Origin of the sequence: Sphingobacterium sp. 18053 (genome assembly GCF_902706145.1) — a bacterium.
GTDB classification, from domain to species: Bacteria; Bacteroidota; Bacteroidia; order Sphingobacteriales; family Sphingobacteriaceae; genus Sphingobacterium; species Sphingobacterium paramultivorum.
Genome location: NZ_CACSJW010000005.1, coordinates 376,604 through 403,531 on the forward strand (window position 1 = coordinate 376,604; position 26,928 = coordinate 403,531).

General features: G+C 35.8%; 19 protein-coding genes. 14 read left to right on the forward strand and 5 right to left on the reverse strand.

All coding sequences use genetic code 11. From position 1 onward, the window contains the following. Positions 1-91 precede the first annotated feature (91 nt). From GVK91_RS14030 to GVK91_RS14080, 11 genes are all read left to right on the forward strand, one after another. The gene (locus GVK91_RS14030; protein ID WP_159729485.1) at positions 92-2,626 is read left to right on the forward strand and encodes an ATP-binding protein; all 2,535 of its coding nucleotides are present in this window, start codon (positions 92-94) and stop codon (positions 2,624-2,626) included. Beyond that, positions 2,623-3,282 (forward strand): hypothetical protein, encoded by a 660-nt coding sequence (locus GVK91_RS14035; protein WP_159729487.1) that lies wholly within the window; start codon positions 2,623-2,625, stop codon positions 3,280-3,282. Before GVK91_RS14030 ends, GVK91_RS14035 begins: the two co-directional genes overlap by 4 nt. Position 3,283: 1 nt before the next feature. Then, complete coding sequence (locus GVK91_RS14040) at positions 3,284-3,862, forward strand: HNH endonuclease (protein ID WP_159729489.1); 579 nt, start codon at positions 3,284-3,286, stop codon at positions 3,860-3,862. Continuing rightward, complete coding sequence (locus tag GVK91_RS14045) at positions 3,859-5,688, forward strand: N-6 DNA methylase (RefSeq protein WP_159729491.1); 1,830 nt, start codon at positions 3,859-3,861, stop codon at positions 5,686-5,688. Before GVK91_RS14040 ends, GVK91_RS14045 begins: the two co-directional genes overlap by 4 nt. A gap of 16 nt (positions 5,689-5,704) precedes the next feature. Next, a complete protein-coding gene (locus GVK91_RS14050) occupies positions 5,705-6,556 on the forward strand; it encodes an HAD family hydrolase (RefSeq protein WP_159729493.1) in 852 nt (283 codons plus the stop codon). 3 nt (positions 6,557-6,559) lie between these two features. Next, a complete protein-coding gene (locus GVK91_RS14055; RefSeq protein WP_159729495.1) occupies positions 6,560-7,186 on the forward strand; it encodes a hypothetical protein in 627 nt (208 codons plus the stop codon). A 216-nt stretch (positions 7,187-7,402) separates the two neighbouring features. Then, positions 7,403-9,253, forward strand: coding sequence for a site-specific DNA-methyltransferase (locus GVK91_RS14060; RefSeq protein WP_159729497.1), 1,851 nt, complete (start codon positions 7,403-7,405; stop codon positions 9,251-9,253). Beyond that, entirely contained in the window at positions 9,253-11,166 is a 1,914-nt protein-coding gene (locus GVK91_RS14065; protein ID WP_159729499.1) for an ATP-binding protein, read from the forward strand. The genes GVK91_RS14060 and GVK91_RS14065 overlap by 1 nt, the downstream gene beginning before the upstream one ends. A gap of 8 nt (positions 11,167-11,174) precedes the next feature. After that, positions 11,175-14,309 (forward strand): type III restriction-modification system endonuclease, encoded by a 3,135-nt coding sequence (locus tag GVK91_RS14070; protein ID WP_159729501.1) that lies wholly within the window; start codon positions 11,175-11,177, stop codon positions 14,307-14,309. A gap of 3 nt (positions 14,310-14,312) precedes the next feature. Beyond that, positions 14,313-17,546 (forward strand): helicase-related protein, encoded by a 3,234-nt coding sequence (locus GVK91_RS14075; protein WP_159729503.1) that lies wholly within the window; start codon positions 14,313-14,315, stop codon positions 17,544-17,546. Next, the gene (locus GVK91_RS14080) at positions 17,546-18,199 is read left to right on the forward strand and encodes a DUF4391 domain-containing protein (protein ID WP_159729505.1); all 654 of its coding nucleotides are present in this window, start codon (positions 17,546-17,548) and stop codon (positions 18,197-18,199) included. The genes GVK91_RS14075 and GVK91_RS14080 overlap by 1 nt, the downstream gene beginning before the upstream one ends. 23 nt (positions 18,200-18,222) lie before the next feature. Here the strand turns inward: GVK91_RS14080 and GVK91_RS14085 are convergent, their stop codons facing one another. From GVK91_RS14085 to GVK91_RS14100, 4 genes are all read right to left on the reverse strand, one after another. Then, complete coding sequence (locus tag GVK91_RS14085; RefSeq protein WP_159729507.1) at positions 18,223-19,662, reverse strand: restriction endonuclease; 1,440 nt, start codon at positions 19,660-19,662, stop codon at positions 18,223-18,225. A gap of 5 nt (positions 19,663-19,667) precedes the next feature. After that, positions 19,668-21,626 carry an AAA family ATPase gene (locus GVK91_RS14090; RefSeq protein ID WP_200845618.1) on the reverse strand — a complete coding sequence of 653 codons (1,959 nt, stop codon included), beginning with the start codon at positions 21,624-21,626 and terminating at the stop codon, positions 19,668-19,670. 33 nt (positions 21,627-21,659) lie between these two features. Then, positions 21,660-22,568, reverse strand: coding sequence for a DUF5655 domain-containing protein (locus GVK91_RS14095; RefSeq protein ID WP_159729509.1), 909 nt, complete (start codon positions 22,566-22,568; stop codon positions 21,660-21,662). A 507-nt stretch (positions 22,569-23,075) separates the two neighbouring features. Then, positions 23,076-23,522 (reverse strand): nuclear transport factor 2 family protein, encoded by a 447-nt coding sequence (locus GVK91_RS14100; protein ID WP_159729511.1) that lies wholly within the window; start codon positions 23,520-23,522, stop codon positions 23,076-23,078. A 352-nt stretch (positions 23,523-23,874) separates the two neighbouring features. Between GVK91_RS14100 and GVK91_RS14105 the strand changes: the two genes are divergently transcribed. From GVK91_RS14105 to GVK91_RS14115, 3 genes are all read left to right on the forward strand, one after another. Beyond that, entirely contained in the window at positions 23,875-24,180 is a 306-nt protein-coding gene (locus tag GVK91_RS14105; protein ID WP_159729513.1) for a hypothetical protein, read from the forward strand. 76 nt (positions 24,181-24,256) lie between these two features. Then, the gene (locus GVK91_RS14110; RefSeq protein WP_159729515.1) at positions 24,257-25,117 is read left to right on the forward strand and encodes a hypothetical protein; all 861 of its coding nucleotides are present in this window, start codon (positions 24,257-24,259) and stop codon (positions 25,115-25,117) included. Between the two features lie 104 nt (positions 25,118-25,221). Next, on the forward strand, positions 25,222-26,172 hold the full coding sequence (locus GVK91_RS14115) for a hypothetical protein (protein WP_159729517.1): 951 nt from the start codon (positions 25,222-25,224) through the stop codon (positions 26,170-26,172). Between the two features lie 148 nt (positions 26,173-26,320). Here GVK91_RS14115 and GVK91_RS14120 read toward each other — a convergent pair whose 3' ends face one another. Then, entirely contained in the window at positions 26,321-26,767 is a 447-nt protein-coding gene (locus tag GVK91_RS14120) for a nuclear transport factor 2 family protein (protein WP_159729519.1), read from the reverse strand. Positions 26,768-26,928: the final 161 nt, after the last annotated feature.

Genomic DNA, 26,928 nt, shown 5'->3' on the forward strand with positions numbered 1-26,928 from the left:
AAGCAAACATCTAATCATAGTGGAGTCAGATATTTCACAATATAAATTAATCTTTATAAACCAATTTCCATTATAATCAACTGCATTCGGTATGTCCATCAAAATTCCTTTTAAAGTATCAGCACGTACGGCTAAATTAATTGGTTTAGAAAACTTCTCAACCGAAGAGGGTGCGGTCATTGAGTTGGTTAAAAACACCTATGATGCCGACGCAAATAATTGTATTCTAATTTTTGACTTAAAAATCAAAAAGGAAAAAATAGTAAATGAAGATGGTACTGAAGCTGAAATAGAAAAGTTCGAAAAAGAAAATAGTAGTATTTATATCATTGACAATGGAATTGGAATGAATGATAGAATTATTCAAAACCAATGGATGACGATAGGTACTGATGACAAACTATATGAGCATACAACAAAAAGCGGAAGAGTTAAAACCGGAGCTAAAGGTATAGGACGTTTTGCGTTAAACCGATTAGGTATGCTTACGAATATGACTTCTCTACCTACTTTGTTAGAAGTCATAGATGCAAATAGCACAGTAATTGAGGGACGGGAAGAAGAAATTTCCAGTACTAAATTAATACCAAATAGCTATAATGTAGGTTTTGAGTGGACTGTTGATTGGAAAGATTTTGATAAAAAAGGAGCTACCGTTTCAGATGTTGAAGCGGTTCTATCAGACAAAGAAAACTTAAATCTTAAGCAAGAGCTTTTAAGTAGATTTTCTTCATATCCTAAAATCAAAGAAATATTAGAAAGTATTGATTTTAAATCGGGTACTGTAATTGAAATTACCGAGCTCAATGATGATTGGAATAAGGATAAGTTAGGGAGGTTATTCGGTAATCTAGAGATGTTGCTCCCACCGGAGGAACAGAATGATTTTGGTATAGATTTCTTTTTACTTAATGATTTAGAAGAGTTTGGAATTGTAAAAAGAGCTTATTATGACGACTATGATTATAAATTAAATGCTACATATAATCACAGTGATGATAAAGTACTTCAGGTAGAAATTTCACGAAATGAACTTGATATTGATGCTTTAGAAAATAGATATGCAGAGGTATTTAAGTTTGATATGATGAAAAAATCACCGTATAAACTTGAAGATTTTAAGAAAGAAAAAATTGAATTAAATATACCTATTGAAAAATTAACATCCGAAAAAGTTGATAAAGATCTATTGGAACGGGTAGGTAAATTTGATTTTACATTTTATTTCTTAAAAAATACAATTTCAGATGACAAAGAAGATGGAGATGTAAGGAAATATCCATACAAAAGCATTAATAGTGCTAATAGAAAATCGTGGTTAAAAAAGTTTGGAGGTATCAAGATATTCAGAGATGATTTCCGAATCAGGCCGTACGGCGAAAATGGAGATGATTGGTTAAGATTAGGAGAAAGACAGGCTCAAAGCCCGGGAGGTGCTGGTCAAAGACTTGGAGGATATAGAATTAGACCTAATCAAATAGCGGGTACTATTAAAATTTCCAGACTTTATAATACAAGCTTTCAAGATAAATCTGGGCGTGAAGGCTTAATTGAAAATGATGAATTTGAATTATTCAAAAATATAATAAAGGAAATTATCTCACTATTTGAAAGAGATAGAAATGTTATAATGTACAATCTTTCCGAATTGTACAAGAGAAACAATGAGGAAATAGAAAAACTAAGAAGAGCTAAAGAAGAAGCAGAAAAAATTAGGAAGCAAAAAGAAGAAAAAGGGGAGAAAAAAGCAAGTTCTGAAACTCAAAGTAACGATAAGCCTTCGGAGGAAGATAAAGAATATTCTGAAAATGAGGAGAATATGGCTGATGCTATATTGATTTTAGAAAAGGATAACGAGAAAAAAGATGAAGAATTAAGATTATTAAGAGGCCTTGCAAGTGTAGGACTTATCATTTCTTCTTTTGCACACGAAGTCAGAAGCCTGAGAGCAAGATTAATTCCACGTACAAAATATTTAGTAGATGAGCTAAAAAATCATTTGAACGAAGAAGAACTAAAGAAGAATCTTGATAAAGATGATAATCCTTTCTACATGATTGATTTAATGCGTGACGAAGACGTGAAACTGAAACATTGGTTGGATTATTCGTTGAGTACATTAAAAATAGATAAAAGGGAAAGGAAAAATCTAGATTTCTCTCAATATTTTGAGAATTTTAGAGCTAATTGGAGTAAAGCTTTAGAGCAAAGAAATATTAGTCTTGAATTAAACAAAATAGATGATAATGAACATATTATTAGAGCATTTGAAGTAAATATGGATTCTATCTTTAATAATTTACTATCAAACTCAATAAATGCACATTACGGATATAACAAGGAACAGAAGAAAATAGAAATTAGTTGGCAGAAAAAAGGCGATGATATTGAAATTTTATTCTCTGACAATGGTAAAGGATTGGATAAAAGGTATAAAGATAATCCGGAGGAAATTTTTAATTTAAATGAATCCTCAAAAACAGATAACAAAGGAAATAAAATCGGCACAGGATTAGGGCTTTACATTGTGAAATCAATTATTGAAGAGTATAATAATTCGTCAATCTCAACCATTAAAATTGACAATGGATTAACATTTAAAATAACTTTCAAAACAAGAAAATGAAATACAGGATTGCATATGTAGATGAAGATAAAGGTTGGATCAATACCTTTTACCATTCTTTTAAGAATGATTTTGATGTAACGAGGATTGAAGTTAATTCAGGATCCTCTATTGAGTCTATTTTTGCCAAACTACAAGAAAGTGCCCCTAATGCAATCGTTACCGATTATTTATTGGAAGAAAACGCAGAAGTGCCATTCAATGGAAATAAAATAGTTGAAGAAATAAAAAAAATAAGACCACATTTTCCGATTGTAATGCTGACCTCATATCCAACACAGGCAATAGGTCATACAGATGATGTACATATCATCTATAGTAAAGATATCTTGACTGTAGAGAATGATAAAGACCAAGAGGAACTTGACATTTTTAAAACGAAAATCCAGTCTAATATTTCAAATTATTATAAAAAAATTGAGGAAACAAACATAAGAATTGAGAAACTTATAGAAAAGAGAAATAATCAAGGGTTAGATATTACAGAAGAGGAGGAACTAACGAAATTATATATTTTGTTTGACGAACTTAACCCTGAAGGTAAAGATTTGCCAGCAAACCTAATTCACAGAGATTCTATTTCAAAGCTCAATGAGTTTGTTAATGAGACAAAGGAAATTTTAGACCAACTAAAAAGACTTAACACAAAAAAATAACATGATTCCATTTAGACAAGAGACTCCAAAAAGAAGGGATATTAAAACTAAGGTCACTAAATATTCGGATCATAAAAATGACTTAAAGCTAGATTATAAATGCAGATGTGGGTATTGTAACGATATCGATGTATGGAGAACGACTTGGTATGAGATTGATCATTTTGTTCCACAGAAATATTTAAAAACAATTGAGGAAACAGATTATTCAAACCTCGTTTACGCTTGTAGGTCATGCAATAATTCAAAACGTGCCCATTGGCCAACTGAAAACGAATTTATCCATCATAAAAATGATGTTGGCTTTATCGACCCTTGTAATGATGAGTATGAAAAACAGTTTCAAAGAGATAATAAGGGAAGAATCCTTCATAAAACTCTTCTTGGCAAATGGATGTATTATAAACTTAAACTACACAAACCACAACACGAAATAATTTGGCAAATAGAAGAGTTGGATACTTTAATTGAGGAATGTGAAAAATTCTTAGAAAATTTCCACAATGAGGCATTAAAAGAAAGACTATTGTATCTTTACAGAGAATATAGAAACTATACGAAACAGCTCGGCTCAACATGAAAGCAATTGATCATTTAAAATTTCTCGATCCATTCCAAGCAAATAGAAAAATAATTTCAGCCTATATATACATAAATAAAATTGCAGTTTCTAATAATCTCTTGCTACTAGATCATCTGATTAGTCAAGATCAGAGTGATGACTATAAAGAACTCTGTGACTTTCAAAAAGCATTAGAAAAAGAGTATAGAGATATCAATTTTGAAACAATAATTAAACTCTTCGAATTTGTCGTTTCTCCTGCCGACAGAATAATTAACGGCGCCATATATACCCCGATTAATATTCGAGAATATATTGTTAATAAAGCATTTGAAAATCAAGAAAATTTACAGGAAATTGTTATTGGCGACATCGCATGCGGTTGTGCAAGTTTCTTATTTACTGCTGCCAAAGAATTAAAAGCACGCACAAACCGAACATATTCGGAGATCTTTAGGGAGAATATTTATGGTCTAGATATTCAAGAATACTCTATAACAAGAGCAAAGTTACTTCTTTCACTTTTAGCTCTATCCGAAAGCGAGGATCCAGTGGCATTCGATTTTAATCTCCGTGTTGGCGACGCTCTTACATTCAACTGGGCAGAGAATGTTCCAGGATTTATCGGATTCTCCATTTTATTGGGTAACCCACCTTATGTTCGTTATCGCAATATGGACGAGCAGACGCGCCTTAATTTACGACATTGGGAAGTAGCTCAAGTTGGTCTTACTGATTTATATATACCATTTTTTCAAATCGGAATCGAAAACCTCCAACCGAACGGTGTATTAGGGTTCATCACTATGAATAGCTTTTTCAAAAGCTTAAATGGGCGAGCATTGCGCCAATATTTCGCGGATCATCAACTTGATTTTATAATCGAAGATTTTGGTGCAGAACAAATCTTCAAATCAAAGAATACATATGTCTGCATTTGTTTTATTTACAATCGTCAAGCGGACGCTATTCGTTATGCAAGCATTACCGAAGAGACTCTGAATGAACCCAGAGAACATCATATACGACCATATGTCACATTAAATAACCGAAGTGGCTGGAACTTAAGAAATACAGCAACTGTAACTGCTATCGAGAATACGGGGCGACCGTTTGGAGATATATACACTACGCGGCATGGTATCGCAACACTTAAAAATGACATCTATATTTTCTCACCTGCTGATGAAGATGATAATTTCTTTTATTTACAAAATGGACAACGGTTCGAAATTGAACGCGGTATATGTAAGGAGATCGTTAATTCGAATAAATTGAGCCGTATTAAGGATATAAATTCTTTGAAAGAAAAGGTCATTTTCCCTTATGAACAAATTGGTAATCGAGTCACGATTATGCCAGAAGAAAAGATTCAAGATCTTTATCCTAAAGCGTATCGTTATCTACAACATAAAAGGAGCATTTTAGAAGACCGAGACAAGGGTGGCGCAAAAGACTATGATAATTGGTATGCTTATGGCCGGACACAGTCATTAGAGAGAATGAGACATAAATTGTTCTTTCCAAAGTTCTCTGATGTTACTCCCTCCTTTCTTGTTGACCATGACGAAAACTTAATGTTTTACAACGGTTTGGCGCTCATAGGAGAGAGCGAACTGGAAGTAGAAATCGCTCGTAAGATTATGGAATCAAAAGTCTTCTGGTACTACATAGAGTCTACTAGTAAACCTTATTCCAATAAATATTATTCTTTGAATAGCACCTACATCAACAATTTCGGTGTATGTGATCTGTCAGAAAAGGAAGTTGAGTTCCTTCTTTATGAGAAAAACAAAGAGCATTTAGATGAGTTTTTTGGAGATAAATATGGGGTAACCATATAACGATAAATGATAATTTATGAAAAAAGTATTAATAACAGATTTAGACGACACTATTTGGAATTGGTTTAAAATGTGGTATGAATCGTCTAATAATTTTTATAACAATATAATTCAACATTTGGGTAAAGATCCTGAAAAACTTTATAAAGACTTCCGGGCTGTACATCAAAAATATCACACTAGTGAAGCTTCACATGAAATAGACGAAATTGAATCCTTAACAATTGACGATATAAATTTTATAAGAAATAAGGCATTTATAGGAAATAAAACTATCATGCACAAATATAACTCAGATAGAGTTCACAATCTGATGCTATATCCAAATGTCTTAGAAACATTAGAAGTTTTACGTTCAAAAAATATAAAAATAATTGGCTTTACAGAAAGTAATACTTTTCATACATTAAAAAGAATCAAACAACTAGGACTCGAGTCTTTCTTTGATTCTATCTATGCTCCGATCGATTTAGGAAAAAAAGACATGACAAAACGTTTTTACCAAAAAGATCAATATATTTCAAAATCCGTTAAATTAAATGAGCTTCCAAAAGGTACAAAAAAACCCAATAAAGATGTATTATTAACAATATTAAAAGAAAATAATTTCACTGCGGAAGATGCTATTTATGTTGGGGATAAGCTTCAAAAAGACATTGTAATGGCAAATGATGCTAATGTTTTTTCTGTTCACGCTAAATACGGAGATATCCCTATTGACGAAAGTTATAAACTACTTCAAAAAGTATCGCATTGGTCAGAAGAAGATGTCCAATATGAAGCAAAAATAAAAAAACAAACAGCAGGAATAACTATTGAACCAAACTTGGAAATAACAAACTTCAATCAAATACTGAACCTATTTTAAAACATGGAAAATACGGAAAAACAGGATTCTCTAAATTTTATAACGATATGGTCTAAGTGTATTGACATCCAAATGCATTTTAATTCAATAAACTTAACAATAAAGAGTTTAGCAATTACAGGTTTTACATTTTTCATAGCAGGATTAGGCTATTTGTATAAAGAAAAGGTTTATCTGGAAGAAATTAATATTTTGATGTGGTTTTCTCTTATGGGAGCACTTATCATTATTCTCTTCTATTTTATAGATAGATTTTGGTATCATCTATTCCTTAAAGCGACATCAACACATATCGATTTTCTTGAAAAGAATAATGAATTACCCTCAGCTCTAAAAGAAGCCTTAAAGGTAAGTGAACGAATAGGCATTGAAAGTAAGAAGCCAATTAATGGTGTTTTAATACTCAATTCGGAAAGAAAAACTAATATATTTTATTCAATACTTATAATACCTTTCATAGTAATTGCAACATATGCATTCTTTGAGCATGGGAAGTCAAAATCAAATGAAGAAATTACGGAATTAGAAAGTAAAATAGAATTAAATAGTTTAGAGATATCGAAATTAAAACGTCTATTTTTAGATTCTACAAAAATGCAAGTGAGGGACACTTCGAATAATAGTCTGTAAAAAGTTAATTGACCTAAGGATGATGAGATTGTATCAATAATTCTTTTAAATAGAGAGTATAAGTAATAATTCAGCACATTTGATGAGATGGTGTATATGTTTTCTATAGTCAAGCTAGCGGATCGGGTTCTTAAAAACAGTGGAAACAGAATCTTATCAAAGGAAGTATTGGACCTGGAATTGAAGACAATTAAATTAACTAAATAGAATAGCGAAATGAGTGTAGACAAATTGGATATGCAATCAGCGAATTTGGTGAATCAGAATATAGAAAAATTGGCTGAGTTGTTTCCGAACTGTGTTACTGAGAGTGATGCAGGTAAAGCTATTGACTTTGATTTATTACGACAAGAATTAAATCATGCAGTGGTGGAAGGCAACAAAGAACGCTACCGACTAGAATGGCCAGGCAAGAAAGAAGCTATTGTGAGTGCAAACTTGCCCACAACGAAGACTTTACGCCCTGTTCACGAGGATTCGGTCAATTTTTACAATACCGAAAACATCTATATCGAAGGCGACAATTTAGAAGTACTTAAACTATTACAGGAAAGTTATCTAGGGAAGATCAAGACGATCTATATCGATCCCCCATATAATACCGGAAAGGACTTTGTATATAAAGACAATTTTGCGAAAGATACACAGGATGAACTTTTTGAAAGTGGTCAGAAAGATGAATATAACCAACGCTTAGTCGTCAACCCTGAAACAGCCGGACGATATCATTCCAATTGGCTTAGTATGATGTATCCAAGATTGAAATTAGCTCGTAATCTTTTGAAAGAGGATGGCGTAATTTTTATCTCCATTGATGATAACGAAGTGCATAATTTAAAGAAGATTTGTGATGAAATCTTTGGGGAGTCAAGTTATAAAAATAGTATTGCTGTTCGTAGAGGAATAAAAAATGTACAAGCTCAGTTTGATGACTTAAGTGCACTATCTCAAGGACACGAATATATTCTATTGTATTCAAAGACTGATGAAACTAGGCTTCCTAAACTAATGTTTTCACATGGGGAAAAAAAACCCGGTAAATGGGATACATTCTGGCGCGGAACAGACCGACCGACAATGCGATACAATCTTCTCGATATTACACCAAAATCAGGTCAGTGGCGGTGGGAAGAAAAACGAGCTTTCGAAGCTGTAAAGAATTATGAGATTTACTTAGAAAAATATTCTGAAACAATGTCTCTTGATGAATGGTTTTTGGACAACCTAACTTCAACTAATTTGAAATTGAACTTCCTTCGCAAAAGTGAAAATGGAGTAGTACAATATTACGTACCGCCTAGTGAGGGGAAACTTCTTAGTGATAACTGGATGGATATTACTCTAAGCGGCAACGAGACTAAAGAATTTGACACCGAAAAAAACGCCGAAATTCTCATGAGGGCTATTAGGTGGATAACTAGAGACGAAGATATTATTCTCGATTTTTTTTCTGGTTCTGCCACTACCGCCCATGCAGTGATGAATCTCAATGCCGAATATAAAGACGGCAAGCTCAAATACATTATGGTTCAGCTACCCGAAGCGGTCGATGAAAAAAGCGAAGCGTACAAAGCTGGGTACAAAAACATATGTGAGATAGGCAAAGAACGCATCCGCCGTGCAGCTAATAAAATCAAAGTAGAAACTGGAGCGGATATCGACTACGGTTTCCGGGTTTACCGTTTGGACGAAAGCAATATGCAGGACGTGTATTATAAACCTCAGGAATATTTGCAAGCGAATCTGGATCTGTTTGCAGATAATATAAAATCTGATCGAACAGCAGATGACCTTTTAGCCCAGGTCATGCTCGACTGGGGATTGCCATTGAGCTTGAAGATTGAACGATTGGAAATTGGAGGAAAGGAAGTTTTCCGCGTTGCTGAAAATTCTTTATACGCATGTTTCGATAAAGGCCTTGATGAGACATTTGCCAAAGAAATAGCAAAAGATAAACCTTTACGTGTGGTCTTTAGGGATAATGGATTTAAGGATGACACAGCGAAGGTCAATGTCAAGCAATTGCTGAAGCAATTGAGTCCAGAAACTGAAATGAAGGTGATTTAATGAAAAATGCAGCAGAATTAATTCAACAGCTCAATCACACCGACGAGTGTAATTGGATAGAAGCTAAGCGCGGAAGTACTATTGATAGATCCATATTGGAAAGCGTGTGTGCTTTCGCCAACGAACCAGGTCTGGGAGGTGGTTACATTTTGCTTGGTGTAGAACAGGAAGAGTTATCTTTATTCCCAACTTACTATGCCTCTGGGGTAGAACAGTCAGATAAAATACAGCTTGACCTGAGCTCGCAGTGTGCGTCCATGTTTAACCAATCCATTCGTCCTACTATACAGGTCGAATCTGTCGACGGAAAAAATGTTATCGTAGCTTATGTGCCAGAGATTCCGGATGGGCAGAAACCAATCTATTTTAAAAGTGAGAAGTTACCTCACGGAGCTTATCGCCGTATAGGATCTTCAGACCAACGCTGTACAGACGATGATCTGTTTGTATTCTTTAATAAAGAAGATAGTTTTGATAGTACTTTGGTAGGCGGTTCTTCTCTCGATGATATTAGTGAAGAAGCTCTTGCATTATATAGACAGCTTCGTAGTAAGGTAAATTCTTTTGCGGAAGAACTGCAGTACAATGACGAAGATTTACTCTATTCATTAGGGTGCATCCGAAAAGAAAAAGGAGAAATCCAATTGACATACGCAGGCTTACTGCTTTTTGGAAAACGAGTAGCACATCGCCGGCTGTTGCCTATGGTCCGTGTGGATTATATACGGGTTCCGGGTAATGAATGGATGGAAGATCCCGAAAATAGGTTTACAACTATTGACATGCGTGGTTCGCTTTTAGAGATGGTGCAACGTGTTTTTAGTCAGATTACGGATGACCTCCCGAAAGGCTTTATTCTTCCAGAGGGCGAGCTACAGGCCGAAAGTAATGGACTGCCTACTCGTGTTCTTCGCGAGGCTATTGTCAACGCATTGATCCATAGAACTTATCGGGAGAACCAACCTATACAGATTATCCGCTATGGTAACCGCATAGAGATTAAGAACCCTGGCTTTTCCTTAAAACCGGAGGATAATTTGGGAGAACCGGGCTCGAAGAGCCGAAACCCATTTATTGCAGCTGTATTCCATGAAACTAACTTGGCGGAGACCAAAGGTTCGGGAATACGTACGATGAGGGCTTTGATGGAAAAAGCAAACCTTTTACCGCCGACATTTGAAAGTGATCATGGTCGTAACCAATTTGCCGTACGTTTACTTCTTCATCACTTTTTGGGAGTGGATGATGTACAATGGCTGTCGACTTTTGAAAATTATTCGCTAAATGAAGATCAGAAACGTGCGTTAATTTTTACTCGGGAAGTCGGTGCTATAGATAATTCTTCGTATAGACAGCTTAACGGTGTAGATATTCTCAAAGCCAGTAGTGATCTTAGGGATATGCGTATTAAAGAATTACTAATTCAAAAAGGTAAAGGTAGAGCTACCTATTATGTTGTCGGGAAAAACTTTGTTGCCGGAGATAGAGCAGAAGATAGTAAACCACCTGTAAGCGTTAGTGCACCAGTTGATGATCTTGAAATACCATTTCTCGGAGATAGTGAACCTCCTGTAGCTGATAGTGAACTACGTATAGCTGATAGTGAACTACCTCGTAATGTAGAAGGTACAATATCTGAGGATATATTAAAGCGCCTACCTCAAGAACTGATAAATGAAATACCATTGTATAGAAAGCGTATACAAGACAAAACCTTGTTAGCAGATTTTATTTACCGACTTTGTGAAGCAGATAGTTTTCAGCTACATGAGCTTTCTACAATACTCAACAAAACAGAAAAATACCTATTGTCTAATTTTATAAAACCTCTTCGTGAGAAAGGAATACTGGAGTACACAATCCCAGACATGCCAAATCATTTCAAACAGGCTTACCGCGCCGCCAAAAAATAAGCTGAAACATGAAATTACAATTTAAAGAACAGGACTTTCAGATTCAGGCGGCCAAAACCGTGGTCGATTGTTTTCAAGGACAACCGTTGAAAACGAATCGATTTACTCTTGAGCGGAGCCGGGAGCTTATCCGAAAAGCGAAACACGCTGCCAGCGGTGCTATACAGACCTCGGCCTTTGACCATGAAGTTCTGGAAGATATTGGTTATCGAAATAGTCTAATTCAGCTAGTAGATAATCAGATTCTCGAAAATATACAAGAAGTACAGCAGGGTCAGGGACTGAGCAAAAGCCAAATCATTGAACGTCCTAAAGGTGTGAAGCTTGGCTATAACCTGACCATAGAAATGGAAACGGGTACAGGTAAGACTTATACCTATATCCGTACAATGTATGAGCTAAACAAACATTATGGATGGAGTAAGTTTATTGTAATCGTGCCAAGCATTGCTATCCGTGAAGGTGTATATAAATCGTTTCAGGTAACGCAGGATCATTTCCAAGAGCTGTACGGACATAAGATCAATCCATTTATCTATAATTCCGGTAGACCACAAGATATAGAGAGTTTTGCTTCCGACAACCGCATATCAGTTATGATTATCAACACGCAGGCCTTCAACGCTAGTGGTGCGGATGCACGGCGTATCTATATGGAGCTTGATCAGTTCGGAACGCGTAAGCCCATCGATATCATTGCGCAGACAAATCCAATCTTGATCATCGACGAGCCTCAATCCGTAGATGGTGAAAAAACACTGAAAAGCATGCAAGATTTCAATCCGCTATTTACCTTGCGCTATTCGGCTACGCACAAGGTAGAATACAATAAGGTATTTCGCCTGGATGCTCTCGATGCTTATCACCAAAGTTTGGTCAAAAAAATCCAGGTGAAAGGAATTAACCTAAAAGGTTCGACAGGCACAACGGGTTACCTCTATCTCGAACAAATTAGCCTGAGTACAACGAAGCCGCCATTTGCGGTAGTAGAGTTTGAAGAACGGTCAGGAGATGGAGTGAAAAAAGTTCGCAGAAAATTAGCCGAAGGAGCTAATCTTTACGAACTATCTGGTAACCTTCCCGTCTATAAAAATCATACAATTACAGAGATAAACGGGTATCTCAATAAAATAGTCGTCAATGGTGAGGATATTTATCCCGGAGATATCGTGAACGACAAAGATGAATTGGCATTCCGCAGGGTACAGATTAGGGAAACGATCTTATCGCATCTTCAAAAAGAAAAACAACTTTTTGATAAGGGAATTAAAGTATTGAGCTTATTCTTCATCGATTCGGTGGAGAAATATCGTATATACGATGGCAATGGTGAAAAAGAACTTGGTGAATATGCCCAAATATTTGAGGAGGAATATAATAAGGTACGTAATGACTTTTTGGACCTATTTCAGCAAGATTATAATGACTACCTAAAAGATACCGATCCAAGTCAGGCACACAAAGGCTATATGCCACCCAACTATTTTGATTATCTACAGCGTGATGATGCAGGCAAGATACATGAGGGCTACTTCTCCATAGATAAGAAAGGAAAATCTATAGACCCATCACTAAAACGTGGCAAAGAAGATTCTGACGATATATCAGCTTACGATCTGATCATGAAGGACAAAGAGCGTTTACTCAGTTTTGAGGAACCCACGCGCTTTATTTTTTCCCACTCCGCATTGAAAGAAGGTTGGGATAATCCCAATGTCTTCCAGATATGCGCTCTAAAGAGTGCAGAAACCGGAAGCCAAACCAGGCGTAGACAAGAAGTTGGACGGGGTATGCGTTTGTGTGTGGATAAACGTGGAGTGCGCCAGGACTTTGAACTCATTGGTGAGCAAGTTCATGAGGTCAACAAACTAACCGTTGTTGCTTCGGAAAGCTATGAAGCCTTTGCTAAAGGCCTACAAACTGAGATAGCAGCTACACTGGCTGATCGTCCACAAAAAGCTGAAATAGAGTATTTCGTTGGTAAGGTGGTCGTCAATGAACAAGGTGAATCGCGGCGATTGACTGAAGATGACGGAAAAAAGCTCAACAAACTACTTTATAAACACGATGTGATTGATGAAGATGATAAGATTACTGCTGAAGGACAAGAACTGATTGAACAAGGCAAAATACCATTGCCAGAGCAACTAGAGTCCTATCGAAAATCGATTATCCAATTGCTCCAATCAATTTATACAGGAGAGTCCTTCAAACCTGAAGACGAACGGCAGACGATCGTTTTGCAGACCAACCCGAATTTCAAAAAGAAAGAGTTTCAGGCGCTTTGGGATAAAATTAATCTCAAAACAGTCTATGAAGTTCGCTTTGATACAGAGAGATTAGTTTACGAAAGTAAAACACTGATCAACGCCAAATTGCACATTAGCACGCGAATGTATGAAGTGAAAACCGGAGAACTGGAAGATGGTACAAAAGAACAGATGGCGCAAGGATTATTAATCCGAGAATCAAAACGGCAATATATGAAGTTAGATAATAACTTGTATACAAACGCACTGTATGATATTGTTGGCGAGATCGAGCAAAAAACAAATCTTACCCGGCGTACCATAGTGGATATCCTTAAATCTATACACGAGGAAAAATTCCTAATGCTCCGTCGAAACCCGGAGGAATTCATTGCGAAATGCAGTAAATTGATCAATGAGGCAAAGGCCAAGCTGATCATCAATAATATTGTGTATCATAAACTGGAAGATAGGCATGATGCGAAAACAGTATTTACAAATGATAAGTCTGCTTTGCGAAATTCAGATCTTCTGAAAAAACATATTTATGATTACCTGACTTCGGACTCTAAAATAGAAGCCGATTTTGCAGAAGCTTTGGAGAACAGCTTAGAAGTAGTTGTGTATGCTAAATTGCCTAAGAGTTTTTATATCTCTACGCCGGTATCAAATTACAGTCCGGACTGGGCAATCGTATTTGATAAAGACAAGGTACGTCATATTTACTTTGTTGCTGAAACCAAAGGTTCTGATTCGGATTTGGATTTGCGCGAAATCGAAAAGCTTAAGATTCATTGCGCCCAGGAACACTTTAAAGAGATCAGTGGCGGTGTTGTGAAATTCGATACAATAAGTAATTACGGTAAATTGTTGGACATAGTTCAGGTTATATAGCCTATGCAACTCATCGATAATATCAACAAACGCCTTGGTGACGACCTACGGCAACAGATTCAACGAGGAAGTAGATTGAGTATAGCCGCGTCTTCCTTTTCGATCTATGCTTTTGAAGCCCTTCGGAAGGAACTAGGCGAAATCGATGAGCTCCGCTTTATATTCAGTTCGCCTACATTCGTAGAAGAAAACTTAAAGAAAGAAGTCCCCAAGTTTTTCATCCCCCATCTACACAAGGAGGCTAACCTTTGTGGTGGAGAATTTGAACTTCGGCTCAAGAATCAGCTTAATCAACGTGCTATTGCACGGGAATGTTCAAAATGGGTAAAAGACAAGGTTCGGTTTAAATCGAATCGGCATTTTCATCAACCCTTACATGGAATGATACATGTGAAGAACAGTGCAGAGGATTCAGTCAATTATGCGCATATTGGAGGCTTTACGACGGCTGATTTAGGATTTACACATAAAAAAGGCTTCCCTACCCTGATTCAAAAAACAAACTATCCAGATAGTGAAGCTTATCTGGAATGGTTTGATCAGGTGTGGAAAAACGAAGAAGATCTAAAAGAAGTAACCGAGCAAGTGCAAAGCTATTTTGAGACAGCTTATAAAGAGAACAGTCCCGAGTTTATCTATTTCATTACGCTATACAATATTTTTAATGATTTTCTTGAAGACCTTTCCTTGAATACATTGCCTAATGATCAAATTGGTTTTAAAGATACGTTAATATGGAGCAAGCTCTACAATTTTCAACGTGATGCTGTAATAGGTGCCATTAACAAGCTTGAAAAATATAGCGGCTGCATTTTAGCGGATAGTGTAGGCTTGGGCAAAACCTTCTCTGCTTTAGGGGTGATCAAATACTACGAAATGCGGAATAAGGATGTTCTGGTATTGTGTCCAAAAAAATTAGAAGCGAACTGGAATGTCTACCGTCATAATGACAAGAACAATTTTTTGGCAGCGGACCGCTTCCGGTATGATGTATTATTTCATACAGATCTCAGTCGCGACCAAGGTATGAGCAACGGTAGAAGTTTGGAAAATGTCAATTGGGGGAATTATGGTTTGGTGGTCATTGACGAATCTCATAATTTCAGAAATAACAATCCATATTCAGACCGGGAAAATCGATATCAGAAGTTATTGCGTAAAGTGATTAAGGAAGGAATCGAGACAAAGGTCCTTATGTTGTCCGCAACACCTGTCAACAACCGTTTTGCGGATTTACGGAATCAATTAGCATTGGCGTACGAGGGGGAAGCCGCCATTATAGATCAAAAATTGGATACCAAAAGCTCCATAGAGCAGGTTTTCAGAAAAGCACAACAAGCTTTCAATACCTGGAGTAAATACGATACGGCATATCGTACAACTGAACATCTATTGGAGATGCTTGACTTTGATTTCTTCGAGATATTGGATTCATTAACCATCGCACGATCGAGAAAGCACATTACTACCTATTACGACATCAGTGCTATCGGTAAGTTTCCGAAGCGAAATGAGCCACTCGCAATTCAAAGCCCTTTAACGGAGGATGGACATATCACCTACGTGCAAATAGCAGAAAGTCTGACACTATTAAATCTTTCGGTCTACACGCCATTGAATTACATTCTCGACAGCAAGTTGGATTATTATCGATCGCTGTACGATAAGGAAGTTCGTGCGGGAGCGAGCAAATTATCACAAAAAGATCGGGACAATAGCTTACGTATTCTGATGCGTATTAACCTTTTAAAGCGGTTAGAGAGCTCTGTTGATTCATTCCGTATCACGCTTCAAGGTATTATCGGTTTAATTGAGAAAACACAAAAGACTATCAAAAATGGTGTAAAATTAGATGATGAGGGTATACAGGCAAGAATTGAAGACGAAAATTTTGACTGGGACTCCGATTGGGGTGATGAGGAATACTTTATTGGTAAAAAAATCAAAGTCCATGTTGCCGACATAGATGTTTATCGTTGGCAAGAAGATTTGCAGGATGATCTAAAGCTACTACGAAGTATCTGGAATAGCATTGAGCTTGTCCGTGGAAATAACGATTACAAACTTCGTCAGCTTCTTGAATTATTAGAAGGAAAAATAAACCATCCTTTTAATGGTCAGAATAAAAAAGCGATTGTCTTTACCGCTTTTGCAGATACAGCAAATTATCTGTACGAGCATATTGAAACTCATTTTAAAAATAAATATGGCATCAATACAACGCTCATTACTGGATCGAGAAAAATCAGTTCAGCAAAAACTATACCTTCGGATTTGAATCCATTACTCACTTGCTTTTCTCCGATATCAAAAGGAAAATCTCAGTTATATCCACAGATAAATGAAGAGATTGACATTCTGATTGCAACAGACTGCATTTCGGAGGGACAAAACCTACAGGACTGTGATTATCTAGTCAACTATGACATTCATTGGAATCCAGTGCGTATCATTCAACGATTTGGCCGGATCGATCGTATTGGATCTAAAAATGATACGATAACACTTGTCAATTTTTGGCCAGATGTGACGCTGGACGCCTATATCAATCTAAAGCAAAAAGTAGAGAGCCGTATGCTGATTTCGAATATGTCCAGTACGGGAGATGACAACATCTTGAACGCTAGAGAGCAAGATCTAGAGTACAGAAAGATACAGCTTCAAAAGCTGAAAGATGAAGTAATTGATCTCGAAGATCTTCGAGAGGGCGTAGATATCACAGATCTTGGATTAAACGATTTTCGGGTGGATCTTTCCAATTATTTTAAACTGTATGGAACATTAGATCATATTCCCGAAGGACTACATGCTATTGTTCCTTCTGATGACATGTTGCCGGCAGGTACCATATTTGTCCTGAAGAATATAAATTCGTCGGTCAACATCAATAAAGCTAATCGTTTACATCCATACTACCTGGTATATATCTGTTCGGATGGACTACTTCATCTGAAGCACGTAGAATCTAAAAAGATACTCGATGCCATGCGCAAGCTATGCAAAGGTAAAACGGAACCGATAACCGATCTTTGTAAAGCATTGAATGAAGAGACAGATGAATACCATCGAATGGATAACTATTCACGCTTATTAAAAGATAGTATCAGCTCCATTATCCAAGCAGAAGAAGAAAAAGAAATACATAGTCTATTCCGATCAGGCGGCACCACTACATTGATGGATAAAATAAAGGGATTGGAAGATTTTCAATTAATCACTTTTTTAATTGTCCGCTAATGGTCGATCTTTTTAATTTACCGATCAGTACAGCCTACGGGAAAATTATCCCAAAGAATTCTTTTGACCGCTTTACATCGAATAAGCAAAAACAGTGGTTTACAAATTTGATCAGTAAAATTTCCTGGACACATAAATTGGCGCCTTCAACAATAAATCTGTCCGGTAAGTATTTCACGGAAATCCAGATCATACATATTGAACTAAAACAGGAGAAGCGAATATCAGAATTACTCGCTGTTATCAACAAAAGTGTTCCTTACGGCGTCATATTTGTCGTGCAATATGGCGACCGATTTTATTTATCTGCCTCAGCCAAACATCCACACCCTACTCGTATTGATTCTTATGTCTTGGATTGGGAATTCTTTTCAGAATGGTTCGTGGCAAAAGACAGCACCTTCCAGTTGAATTTGAAAGAAAGCCTAGATGCTATTTTCTTTGATTTTTGTAAGCAGCTATCTCCTTTTGTATCGAAAGAAGTGAATTCTATGGCTGAGCTTGTCGAAAAGAGTTCAAAACTCTTTAAAATTCGGAAAAAAATTAACATACTACGATCGGCTATATCTTCCTGCGAGCAGTTTAATAAAAAAGTCGAGTTGAATTTACAGCTTAAGAGGTTGGAAGATGAGATGACTGCGATGGTATTTTAATCTTAAGCGGTTAATTATTATTTTCATCCTATACAGGGGATCCTAACATTCAATTTCCAAACTTTATGATAAGCTGAGATTGGTTGCCTTTTTGATTTAATATTTTCTAGTGTCAAATTTTCTACCCCATCAATATCTGGATAGATTATTAGACAATCAATATTACTATCATCATTATCTGAAAGCTCCAGTTTTGCTCTTACCTGTTTCAGCCGAGCATATCCAGCAACCTGTCTAATATCGGCATGGACCAACCCATGATTATAATGCAATTTATACTTAGCATCAATAATACAGTGGAAACCAAGATGCGTTATAAGAATATCCAGCGCATTTCCATAGGTGGAAAACTGGTAAAGTATTTTATTCCGCTCTTTTGGATTAGCTTTAATAAGCTGTGAGTAGACATATAGCTCAAATAATCGAGGCATATCTATCCAAAATGGTGGTGTTTCTATTAACTTGTTGGTAGCCTTTGAAATATTATATGAAAAGCGCTTTAGTATAAAGTGCCCGATCCTGACTGCTTCCTTATATTCTTTAAAAAATGGATTATACTTGATGTGCCGAACTTGATTTTCATCGTTCAGATCTGTGATCTGATCAAAAGTTGGACGGCAGTAGTCGATAAGTTCCCGGATCGTATTATCATTTTGCTGAAAAAAAGTTGGATTATTCTCTACATATTTAGATGCAAATTGCATTACTTTTTTGAGAAACTGATTTTCAGGATTATCTACTCCAAAAACCTGATATTCACAGTTGGTCTTTGTATGACGGTTCTTTAAAAGATTTTGCTTAATATGCTGGCTGACAAGTATTTTTCCTTTTACTTTGTTACTTAAATTTTCTTGAACTTTATAATAGGATTTCTTCAATCCCTTTCGAACAATCTGACTTAGTATCTGTAAAAACTGCACGACTAAAAAGGGAGTAAGTCTATCATCCTGTTGATTGATTGTGATGTTTGGCGCCTCCCAATCAATCAATACCAAATCTCCACATTCTTTGCTAGCTTGCTCATCGGTCATAACATTCATAAGCATAGCTAAATAATTTACCTCAGGACCGATCTTATCCCATGTGCTTAGAACCTTTTGAGCTTGATTATCTAACTTATCTATCTCCTCTTCTTTAACCGGATCTAATTCTGCCTGCTTACCAAAGTAATCAAAAATGGCAACATTAATTTTAGGTTCAACATAAATATAACGTTGACTGGCAATTACCCAGTCAACGCCAATATAATAATCAGCCTCAAAATCAACTTTTTTTTCGCCAATAAGCTTTTTATAGGGATAGATTTTCTTCCCTCGATGCTTCTTAAATATTCTGATATTGCTAGCACATAATTGTTCAAAGACCGTCTTATTGACTTTTAATCTATCATCATAGAACTCACCTCCCCCTTCTTCACAAAGAGTTAAAGAAGTCTTCTTATGCTCGCTTATTAGTATTCCCATCGCAATTAAACAGAGGCAGTAAGTTTTTCTATCTCGGTTAACGCATCTTCTTTCAATATACCATCTTTTATATATTCTAATAAAATAGGTTTGATTTCATACTTTAAACGAATATCCATAGAACCTTTTTCTTTACTCTTATCCATAAAATAGGAGTGTCCTAACCACACGTCTTCCGGACGGAAATCATTAGAAATGTACTTAGAGGGTTCAATTTTATGAGTTAATAACGAATAATCTTTATCTTTCTGGTAATCTTTGATAAACAATTTTGACACCTGCTCAAATAATCCTTCATCAAATCTAATTTCACCATCTCGTTTTAAATTCTTTGGCAAGATATCGACAAAGGCAAATCGTCTTCTAATTGCATAATCAATATGCCCAACCGATCGATCTGCGGTATTCATAGTGCCAATAATATAAAGGTTTTGAGGTAAACACAAATCATAGTTCACCTCTTTGCTTCCATCAACTAACCCATAAATGCTCTGAACTATTTGTATCCTTTTGTTTTCTTCTGAATCTTCGGGTCTATACCTATATTCTAATGCGTAAATTAGTTCGCCCAGGACTGACGACAAATTAGCTCTATTTATCTCATCAATGATTAAGACAAATTTGGAAAGAGGATTTAATAGTGCTTTTTCAATAAGTAATCCCAAGGTTTTATTTTCTACAATATACTCTATATTTCCTTCCGAAGATTTGGCTGAAATACCTCTTACAAAATCTTCATAAGTATATGAAGGATGAAACTGGATAATAGTTGTTTCATTTTTAAACTTAATCTCCTGCTCTTCTATTAGTAACACATCTCCACCGACTCCCAATCGACCAAAAAGATAATGCATAATCTCATAAGTGGTTATATCAACATCGGCGTTATCTATGATATTCTTAAAGAATTCATTAATCATTTTGTTCTTTTCAATTGGATTAGTATCACTGCTTGGGATATTAAAAACCTTAATAATATTATTGATAGCCTCCTCTCCGTTAACTGGAAAGTACTCATCTGGATAATAACTATTTAATATTTTTAAAATAAATCCTGAACCAAAAAGCAATGATGCCCTTTCAGTTTTTCTATCATTTACTAATTCACTCAAAGCAATTGGAATAGCTTGAAAACCGCCGAAGTTATCTAACTTTCGACTCGATATATAATCCTGCTTTTCTTTACTGAAATACATATGGTAATTACTGGAATTACCAGGGAAGTACTTTCCAAGCTTTTGTAAACCGCGCTCAATCCACCAGCAAAAACTATTGTTATCTCCTGTTCCGATAGAATATTCTTCCTTAGTAATGCTACTTAAAGATTCTTTCGGAAATGCTCTATAAAAATTATCCCGCATTTCCGCGTAATGTTTTAATTCTGAAACCCAATGATCCTCCCGCACATATGAAGCTATGTAATCCTTAAACAAATCCATAGGTGTTTTTTTTATGGTTCCATTAGAGATTCTCGTCGCAATTTCTTTCGCTAGTCGAGTTTTACCAGTCCCCGGAGGCCCTTGGAGTATAATTTGTCTTTTATACTCTAAAAGCCCCATAAGCTCATTCATATTTCCTTCTTTCATCGTTGTTACATAATCTTTATAGAGGTTATCAATATAGGAATAGGCAATTTCATTTTCGACTGGCATCAATGTTTTAGGAAGGTACCATCCTTCACCGTATATTGTTTTATCATCATAAATATCCAAAACATCTACTGCTGCGAAATAGTCAAACCATATATAATCATCTTTCAGATCCGGATCGATCCCTTTAGGGTTTTCTTTCACCCTCACCAAACCTATAACGGTACCTCCATGTCTGACAAGTACCAAATCTTCTTTTTTGATCTTACAAAATTGCTGCACCGGATCGCCACTGCAACCTATTATATTTCTTTTCAAAATTTCCTTTATATCCGATACAGTCCACTCCTTATGATCTGCAGGATGCAATTGCATATGCCAATAATTCACAATAATTTTTCAAATAGGCTAAATAGCCTGTTTCACTAAACTCATGATATATTCAAGATTTTCGGTATCCTTTATAGAAATCTGATAGTAGCCCCGCCCCCATTTTGTCTTATCGGTCATAGGAGCTCCTAATTTTCGTAGATCTGAGAAACTACAATTCTGTGTATTGATATAAAGTTTTAATTCCTGTGACTGCACTACAATATCAGCGATTATTCTAGTACCTTTTTCAAAACTTATATATAGTTTTTTGGGAGTTACGTTAATATCTGCAGTAAGATTAATTATCCCTGACTTAAAAACTTCATAAAGCTCTTTCACAAGTTCTGACTTGTTTTTTAGATGATCCTCTTCTGTATATACTTTTATCTCACTGACAACTTTTGCAATAGGTGTATCTTCCTTTTGCTGCACTTGTTTAATACTTGGAGCAGCTTTTGATTTTTTCACTGGGTTAACAACTACAATTCCCCCTTCATATTGCTTGATTTCCCATAGCTCAATGGGCAGATCTTTGAAGTTGGATGCTTGCTTCTGAAAATCAGTGAAAGAAGGAGATACAAATATTACTCTAGATTGAGACCAATCTACGTCGGTCCGTTTTAAGTTTCCTTGTTGAGATTCATTATACTCTATTATAAACTCAGCTTTATTCTCCAGCATAAGGTTAAGGTAAGACACACCTTGGTCAACCACAGAATAATTCCTCTCCCGTTTATATTCGATAATTACAAAAGCTTTAGATTCAAGGTCAAAAGCCAAAGTATCAAAACGCTGTGCTTTAATTATAAATTCTGACTTAATAAATCTCAACCCTGTAATAGATTCTAGGTTATCTTCAAAAATATTTTGAATATCTTTTTCCAATCGGAAAGGTATTTCATCAAGGGAGGATAAGTGTTTTTTGGTTTGAATATATAGCTGCATACACCAATATAGTCAATTATTATAATAATCAATTGAGGCTATATAAATTTTCGTTAGAAAACTTTTTAATGATCAATATTACTCTTGTTATTATTGCTTTGTACGAAAAAGTAAGTGAGCTATTTAATATGCTGTAGTCAAAGTCATCGACCATAAAAGTCTAACAGAAAGATGAAAGAAGAGTATCATAAATCTTTACAGCATACATTCTAAAAGCTAAGCTGATATACAGAACATTAAGTTAAAGGGGCAAAACGTGCTTTTCTTAAAAGTATTTGATTTTCCATAATGCTGTTGTTTTTAATTCTTACACAAACTTAGGCTTCATTCGAGGGGTATTTGAGTGAAAAGCATCCAATGTAAGCGGTAGAATACAACTACCGAAAAGTTGAGTCGATGAGCAACCATAAAACGTAAAAAAGCCACATCTCCCGACGTGGCCTTAATAAACATATGATTCACTAGTGGTTTGCCTTCTTTTAATAGCAAACCACCAGTTATTGGATACTACTTATACGAATTGATCGATTTAGATACTTTCCAGTCATTGCCCACACGCTCCAAGGTAACTAAATCTGTTTTGGTGAAGTTTTCAAATTTCAACGTTACTTTAGCGACCATATAGTCTGCCGATTCCTCGATGATACCTGTGCTTACTGTACAGTTTAGCTTTTCTCCTTTTTGCTTTTTCAATAGTGTAACTATTGCAATACGGCTGTTAGACTGTGCGTTGTAAGCTTGAATCTTCTGGCTGAAATCTTCGGCGAACAACTGCTCTACGCCTGCTGATTCGCCCTCTGTGGTTACCGCAACGTAGTGCTCTAAAGCGAAGTCTGCTGTGGAAAGGTTAACGATTGTTTTTGTTGCTTTTGTTCCAGGTCCTTCAGCTGCCATAGTGAAAGTTGATACAGCGATTAAAGCTGCTGCTACGAATGTTTTTACTAGAGTTTTCATAATGTCTTTTTTTATCGTGTTAGTTTTTAGTTCTTATTTGTTGACTCAAAACTACAACACAATAGGCCCCTAGCCTATGGGCTTTAGACCAACGATCAGGAAAACTCGGTGAATGGCGGGAATAGATAGGTAAGTCTGCTTCGTATCAGATTCGTACCACGTTCGGATCATCAATAGATATTGTACAGACACCCAACAGACCTTGTCCAGTCTCTGTACAGGGAAAAACTGTTCAGATACTGGTCAACAATCGAACCCTACATGTCATGATCCGAAGGCTATACGAAGCAGGTACGAACACAATGCCTATAAAAGTTATTTAAACTCATCTCCGAATAACGGATTTTCATAATTGCTAGCAAAAATTCCTAACTTAGAGAATAGGATTTTTCGATGGCTGAAAGAAGAATTCGGAATTTTATATCCAGGATTTACAAAAATCAATATTAACGGCCAACCAAGGTTTGTAAAAGGACATAATGAATATGGATCACTTTTGAACGATTTAGCTGCTGCACATAGTTCATTTAATCCTAATATAAGTGATTCTGATGCCATGGCATTATCTAAAGTCGGCGTGGTAAATGATTTTAGCGAAGCGGAGAAAAACAAAGTTATTAAACATAGAGAAGGAAATGATGGAACAACATGTAATTAAAATATTCAGATTATTACTTTTATTGTCATTTATATTTGTCAATGTTAGTTTATTTAGCCGACCAAAATATTTTGTTATGCCAGATAAGCCGGAGAGCTATTCAATTGATCAGTACAAATTATCAACAGAAAAACTATATGGTATAGAAAAGAATGTAGAGTTATTTACACTCACATTCCATAACGGACCAGACCCAATAAGTAAAGATAAAATTAATGCCAACACTCAGCTTAATATAATACTTATTGCTGTCCTCCCCGATTTGTCAGGGAGCGCAGATTGGAAAGAAATTAATCTCGATACTATTAAAGACGACCTTATTACTACTTCGGTATTAAATAGATTATTCCGAATAAATACGCTTTCAGGTTTAGACGATCCTTATGGTCCAAAAACTAAATATTTTGACGAATATCAAATTATCCGGAAAATTGGCAACAAATACTTTGCCTCTAAACATTGTTTAATTCAATTTTTTGCCGTCAGAAATAGGCCTTCCATTTTTCAGAATGTGTTTGGGACAATAAATATTGAGCAAGAACCGCTCAAGATTACAGAAATGGAAACTATTTTTAAAAAGAGATACCCCGGCACTAACTTTCCACCATATACGATCGGCGACACACCTTATTCCTACAGTAGCGCTATTGATTATTTAAGAGATCGGAAAGAATACTTGTCAAAAACCATCAAGTTCCAAAATAACGAAATTGGTTACCAGTTTTGGACCTATACGAATTGGCATACGCATGATCATGAGTTGGAGGTAGATAGAGGTATTGACAGATTTATATACGTCCCCGGAAAAGGGATCGTGGGCGGTTCATTTGACTTCTACTTTTATTTTCATAGTAAAAAATTACCTATAAAATTCAGCGATTTCCTGAATAACGTAAAAGAGGAAAAAGTGATGATTGCGCCAGAATTTAAAGTTTGATGATCGCTCATCACATTAAAAAATGTTATTCACCAAAGTCGGTTCATTAAATGATTTTAGCAAGGCTGAGAAGAATACTGTTATTAACCATAACGAAAGAAAAGATGAAACAACATGTAATTAAACTGTCCAGATTATGGCTTTTGATGCCACTATTAATTGTTTCGCTCAGTTTATCAGCCAACGTCAAATATATCTTATTACCTGATCAGCCACAGGACTGTATCTTAGATAATTACAAATTATCTACAGATAACTTGTATGGTATCAAGAAAAGCGTTGAGCTATTTTCACTGACGTTCATCGATGGTATAGCTATAGATCGAAATAAATTGGGCCATCAAAAAGACCTTAATCTAATTCTTATTGCCGTTCTTCCAGATTTAGAAGGAAACCGGGATTGGACTGAAATTCAACTGGATAGTATCAAAAATGATACGATACCCCACCAATACCTTAAAAGGCTATTAAGAGCCAATACATACGCTGATTTTGATAAAACATACGGTGCAAAAAATAAATATTTCAACGAATATCAAATTATCCGGAAAATTGACGACAAATACTATTCGTCCAAACATTGTCTAATACAATTTTTTGCGATAAGAAATAGGCCTTCCATTTTTCAGAATATGTTTGGAACAATAAATATTGAGCAAGAGCCTATTAAAATTACTGAAATGGAAGCTATTTTTAAAAAGAGATATCCCCATGAAGAATTTCCTGATTACACTATCGGCAATACCCCTTACGACTATCCTACTTTCGACTATCTAAGGGACCGAAGAGAATATTTATCCAAAGTCATCAAGTTTAAAAATGGTGCGATGGGTTATCAATTTTGGACTTACACAGACTGGCATACGCATAATCATGAACTGGAGGTAGATAGAGGTATTGACAGATTTATATACGTACCAGGAAATGGGATCGTGGGCGGTTCATTTGACTTCTATTTTTATTTTTATCGTAAAAAATTACCTATAAAATACAGCGATTTCCTGAATAACGTGAAAGAGGAAAAAGTGATGATTGCGCCAGAATTTAAAGTTTGATGATCGGCAATCAACGCGTAAAGCACATTGCATGACAAAACAAAAAAACCACATCTCACGACGTGGCTTCTAAACTAAATTTAAACATTTGATTCACTAGTGATCTACCCTTAAACTGATCTCGGCAGATCACTAGTTATTTAAATACTTATTTATACGAATTGATCGATTTGGATACTTTCCAGTCATTGCCCGCACGCTCCAAAGTAACTAGATCTGTTTTGGTGAAGTTCTCAAATTTCAACGTGACTTTAGCAACCATATAGTCTGCTGATTCTTCTAAGATGTCTGTGCTTACTGTACAGTTCAGCTTCTCTCCTTTTTGTTTTTTAAAAGCTTTAACGACTTCGCTACGGCTGTTACTTTGTGCATTGGTAGCTTGGATCTTTTGATTAAAATCTTCGGCGAATAACTGTTCCACCCCTGCTGATTCGCCCTCCGTGGTTACCGCAACATAATGCTCTAAAGCGAAGTCTGCTGTGGAAAGATTTACGTTTGCTTTTGTTGCTTTTGCTCCAGGTCCTTCAGCTGCCATAGCGAATGTAGATACTGCGATTAAAGCTGCTGCTGTGAATGTTTTTACTAGCGTTTTCATAATGTCTTTATTTTATTGTGTTAGTTCTGTTGTTCTTATTTGTTGACTCAAAACTACGACACAATACGCTCCTAGCCTATCGGCTTTAGACCAACGATCGGGAAAACTCGGTGAATGACGGGAATGGGGAGGTGAGTTTTATTTTAACAATTTAAAAATTG

Bases quoted from the DNA above. Each gene is read 5' to 3' on its own strand.
- GVK91_RS14085 (WP_159729507.1), bottom strand. From the start codon at position 19,662: ATGGGAATACTAATAAGCGAGCATAAGAAGACTTCTTTAACTCTTTGT.
- GVK91_RS14040 (WP_159729489.1), top strand. From the start codon at position 3,284: ATGATTCCATTTAGACAAGAGACTCCAAAAAGAAGGGATATTAAAACT.
- GVK91_RS14030 (WP_159729485.1), top strand. From the start codon at position 92: ATGTCCATCAAAATTCCTTTTAAAGTATCAGCACGTACGGCTAAATTA.
- GVK91_RS14115 (WP_159729517.1), top strand. From the start codon at position 25,222: ATGAAACAACATGTAATTAAACTGTCCAGATTATGGCTTTTGATGCCA.
- GVK91_RS14065 (WP_159729499.1), top strand. From the start codon at position 9,253: ATGAAAAATGCAGCAGAATTAATTCAACAGCTCAATCACACCGACGAG.
- GVK91_RS14100 (WP_159729511.1), bottom strand. From the start codon at position 23,522: ATGAAAACTCTAGTAAAAACATTCGTAGCAGCAGCTTTAATCGCTGTA.
- GVK91_RS14055 (WP_159729495.1), top strand. From the start codon at position 6,560: ATGGAAAATACGGAAAAACAGGATTCTCTAAATTTTATAACGATATGG.
- GVK91_RS14070 (WP_159729501.1), top strand. From the start codon at position 11,175: ATGAAATTACAATTTAAAGAACAGGACTTTCAGATTCAGGCGGCCAAA.
- GVK91_RS14120 (WP_159729519.1), bottom strand. From the start codon at position 26,767: ATGAAAACGCTAGTAAAAACATTCACAGCAGCAGCTTTAATCGCAGTA.
- GVK91_RS14060 (WP_159729497.1), top strand. From the start codon at position 7,403: ATGAGTGTAGACAAATTGGATATGCAATCAGCGAATTTGGTGAATCAG.
- GVK91_RS14075 (WP_159729503.1), top strand. From the start codon at position 14,313: ATGCAACTCATCGATAATATCAACAAACGCCTTGGTGACGACCTACGG.
- GVK91_RS14110 (WP_159729515.1), top strand. From the start codon at position 24,257: ATGCCAGATAAGCCGGAGAGCTATTCAATTGATCAGTACAAATTATCA.
- GVK91_RS14090 (WP_200845618.1), bottom strand. From the start codon at position 21,626: ATGCAATTGCATCCTGCAGATCATAAGGAGTGGACTGTATCGGATATA.
- GVK91_RS14095 (WP_159729509.1), bottom strand. From the start codon at position 22,568: ATGCAGCTATATATTCAAACCAAAAAACACTTATCCTCCCTTGATGAA.
- GVK91_RS14080 (WP_159729505.1), top strand. From the start codon at position 17,546: ATGGTCGATCTTTTTAATTTACCGATCAGTACAGCCTACGGGAAAATT.
- GVK91_RS14035 (WP_159729487.1), top strand. From the start codon at position 2,623: ATGAAATACAGGATTGCATATGTAGATGAAGATAAAGGTTGGATCAAT.
- GVK91_RS14050 (WP_159729493.1), top strand. From the start codon at position 5,705: ATGAAAAAAGTATTAATAACAGATTTAGACGACACTATTTGGAATTGG.
- GVK91_RS14045 (WP_159729491.1), top strand. From the start codon at position 3,859: ATGAAAGCAATTGATCATTTAAAATTTCTCGATCCATTCCAAGCAAAT.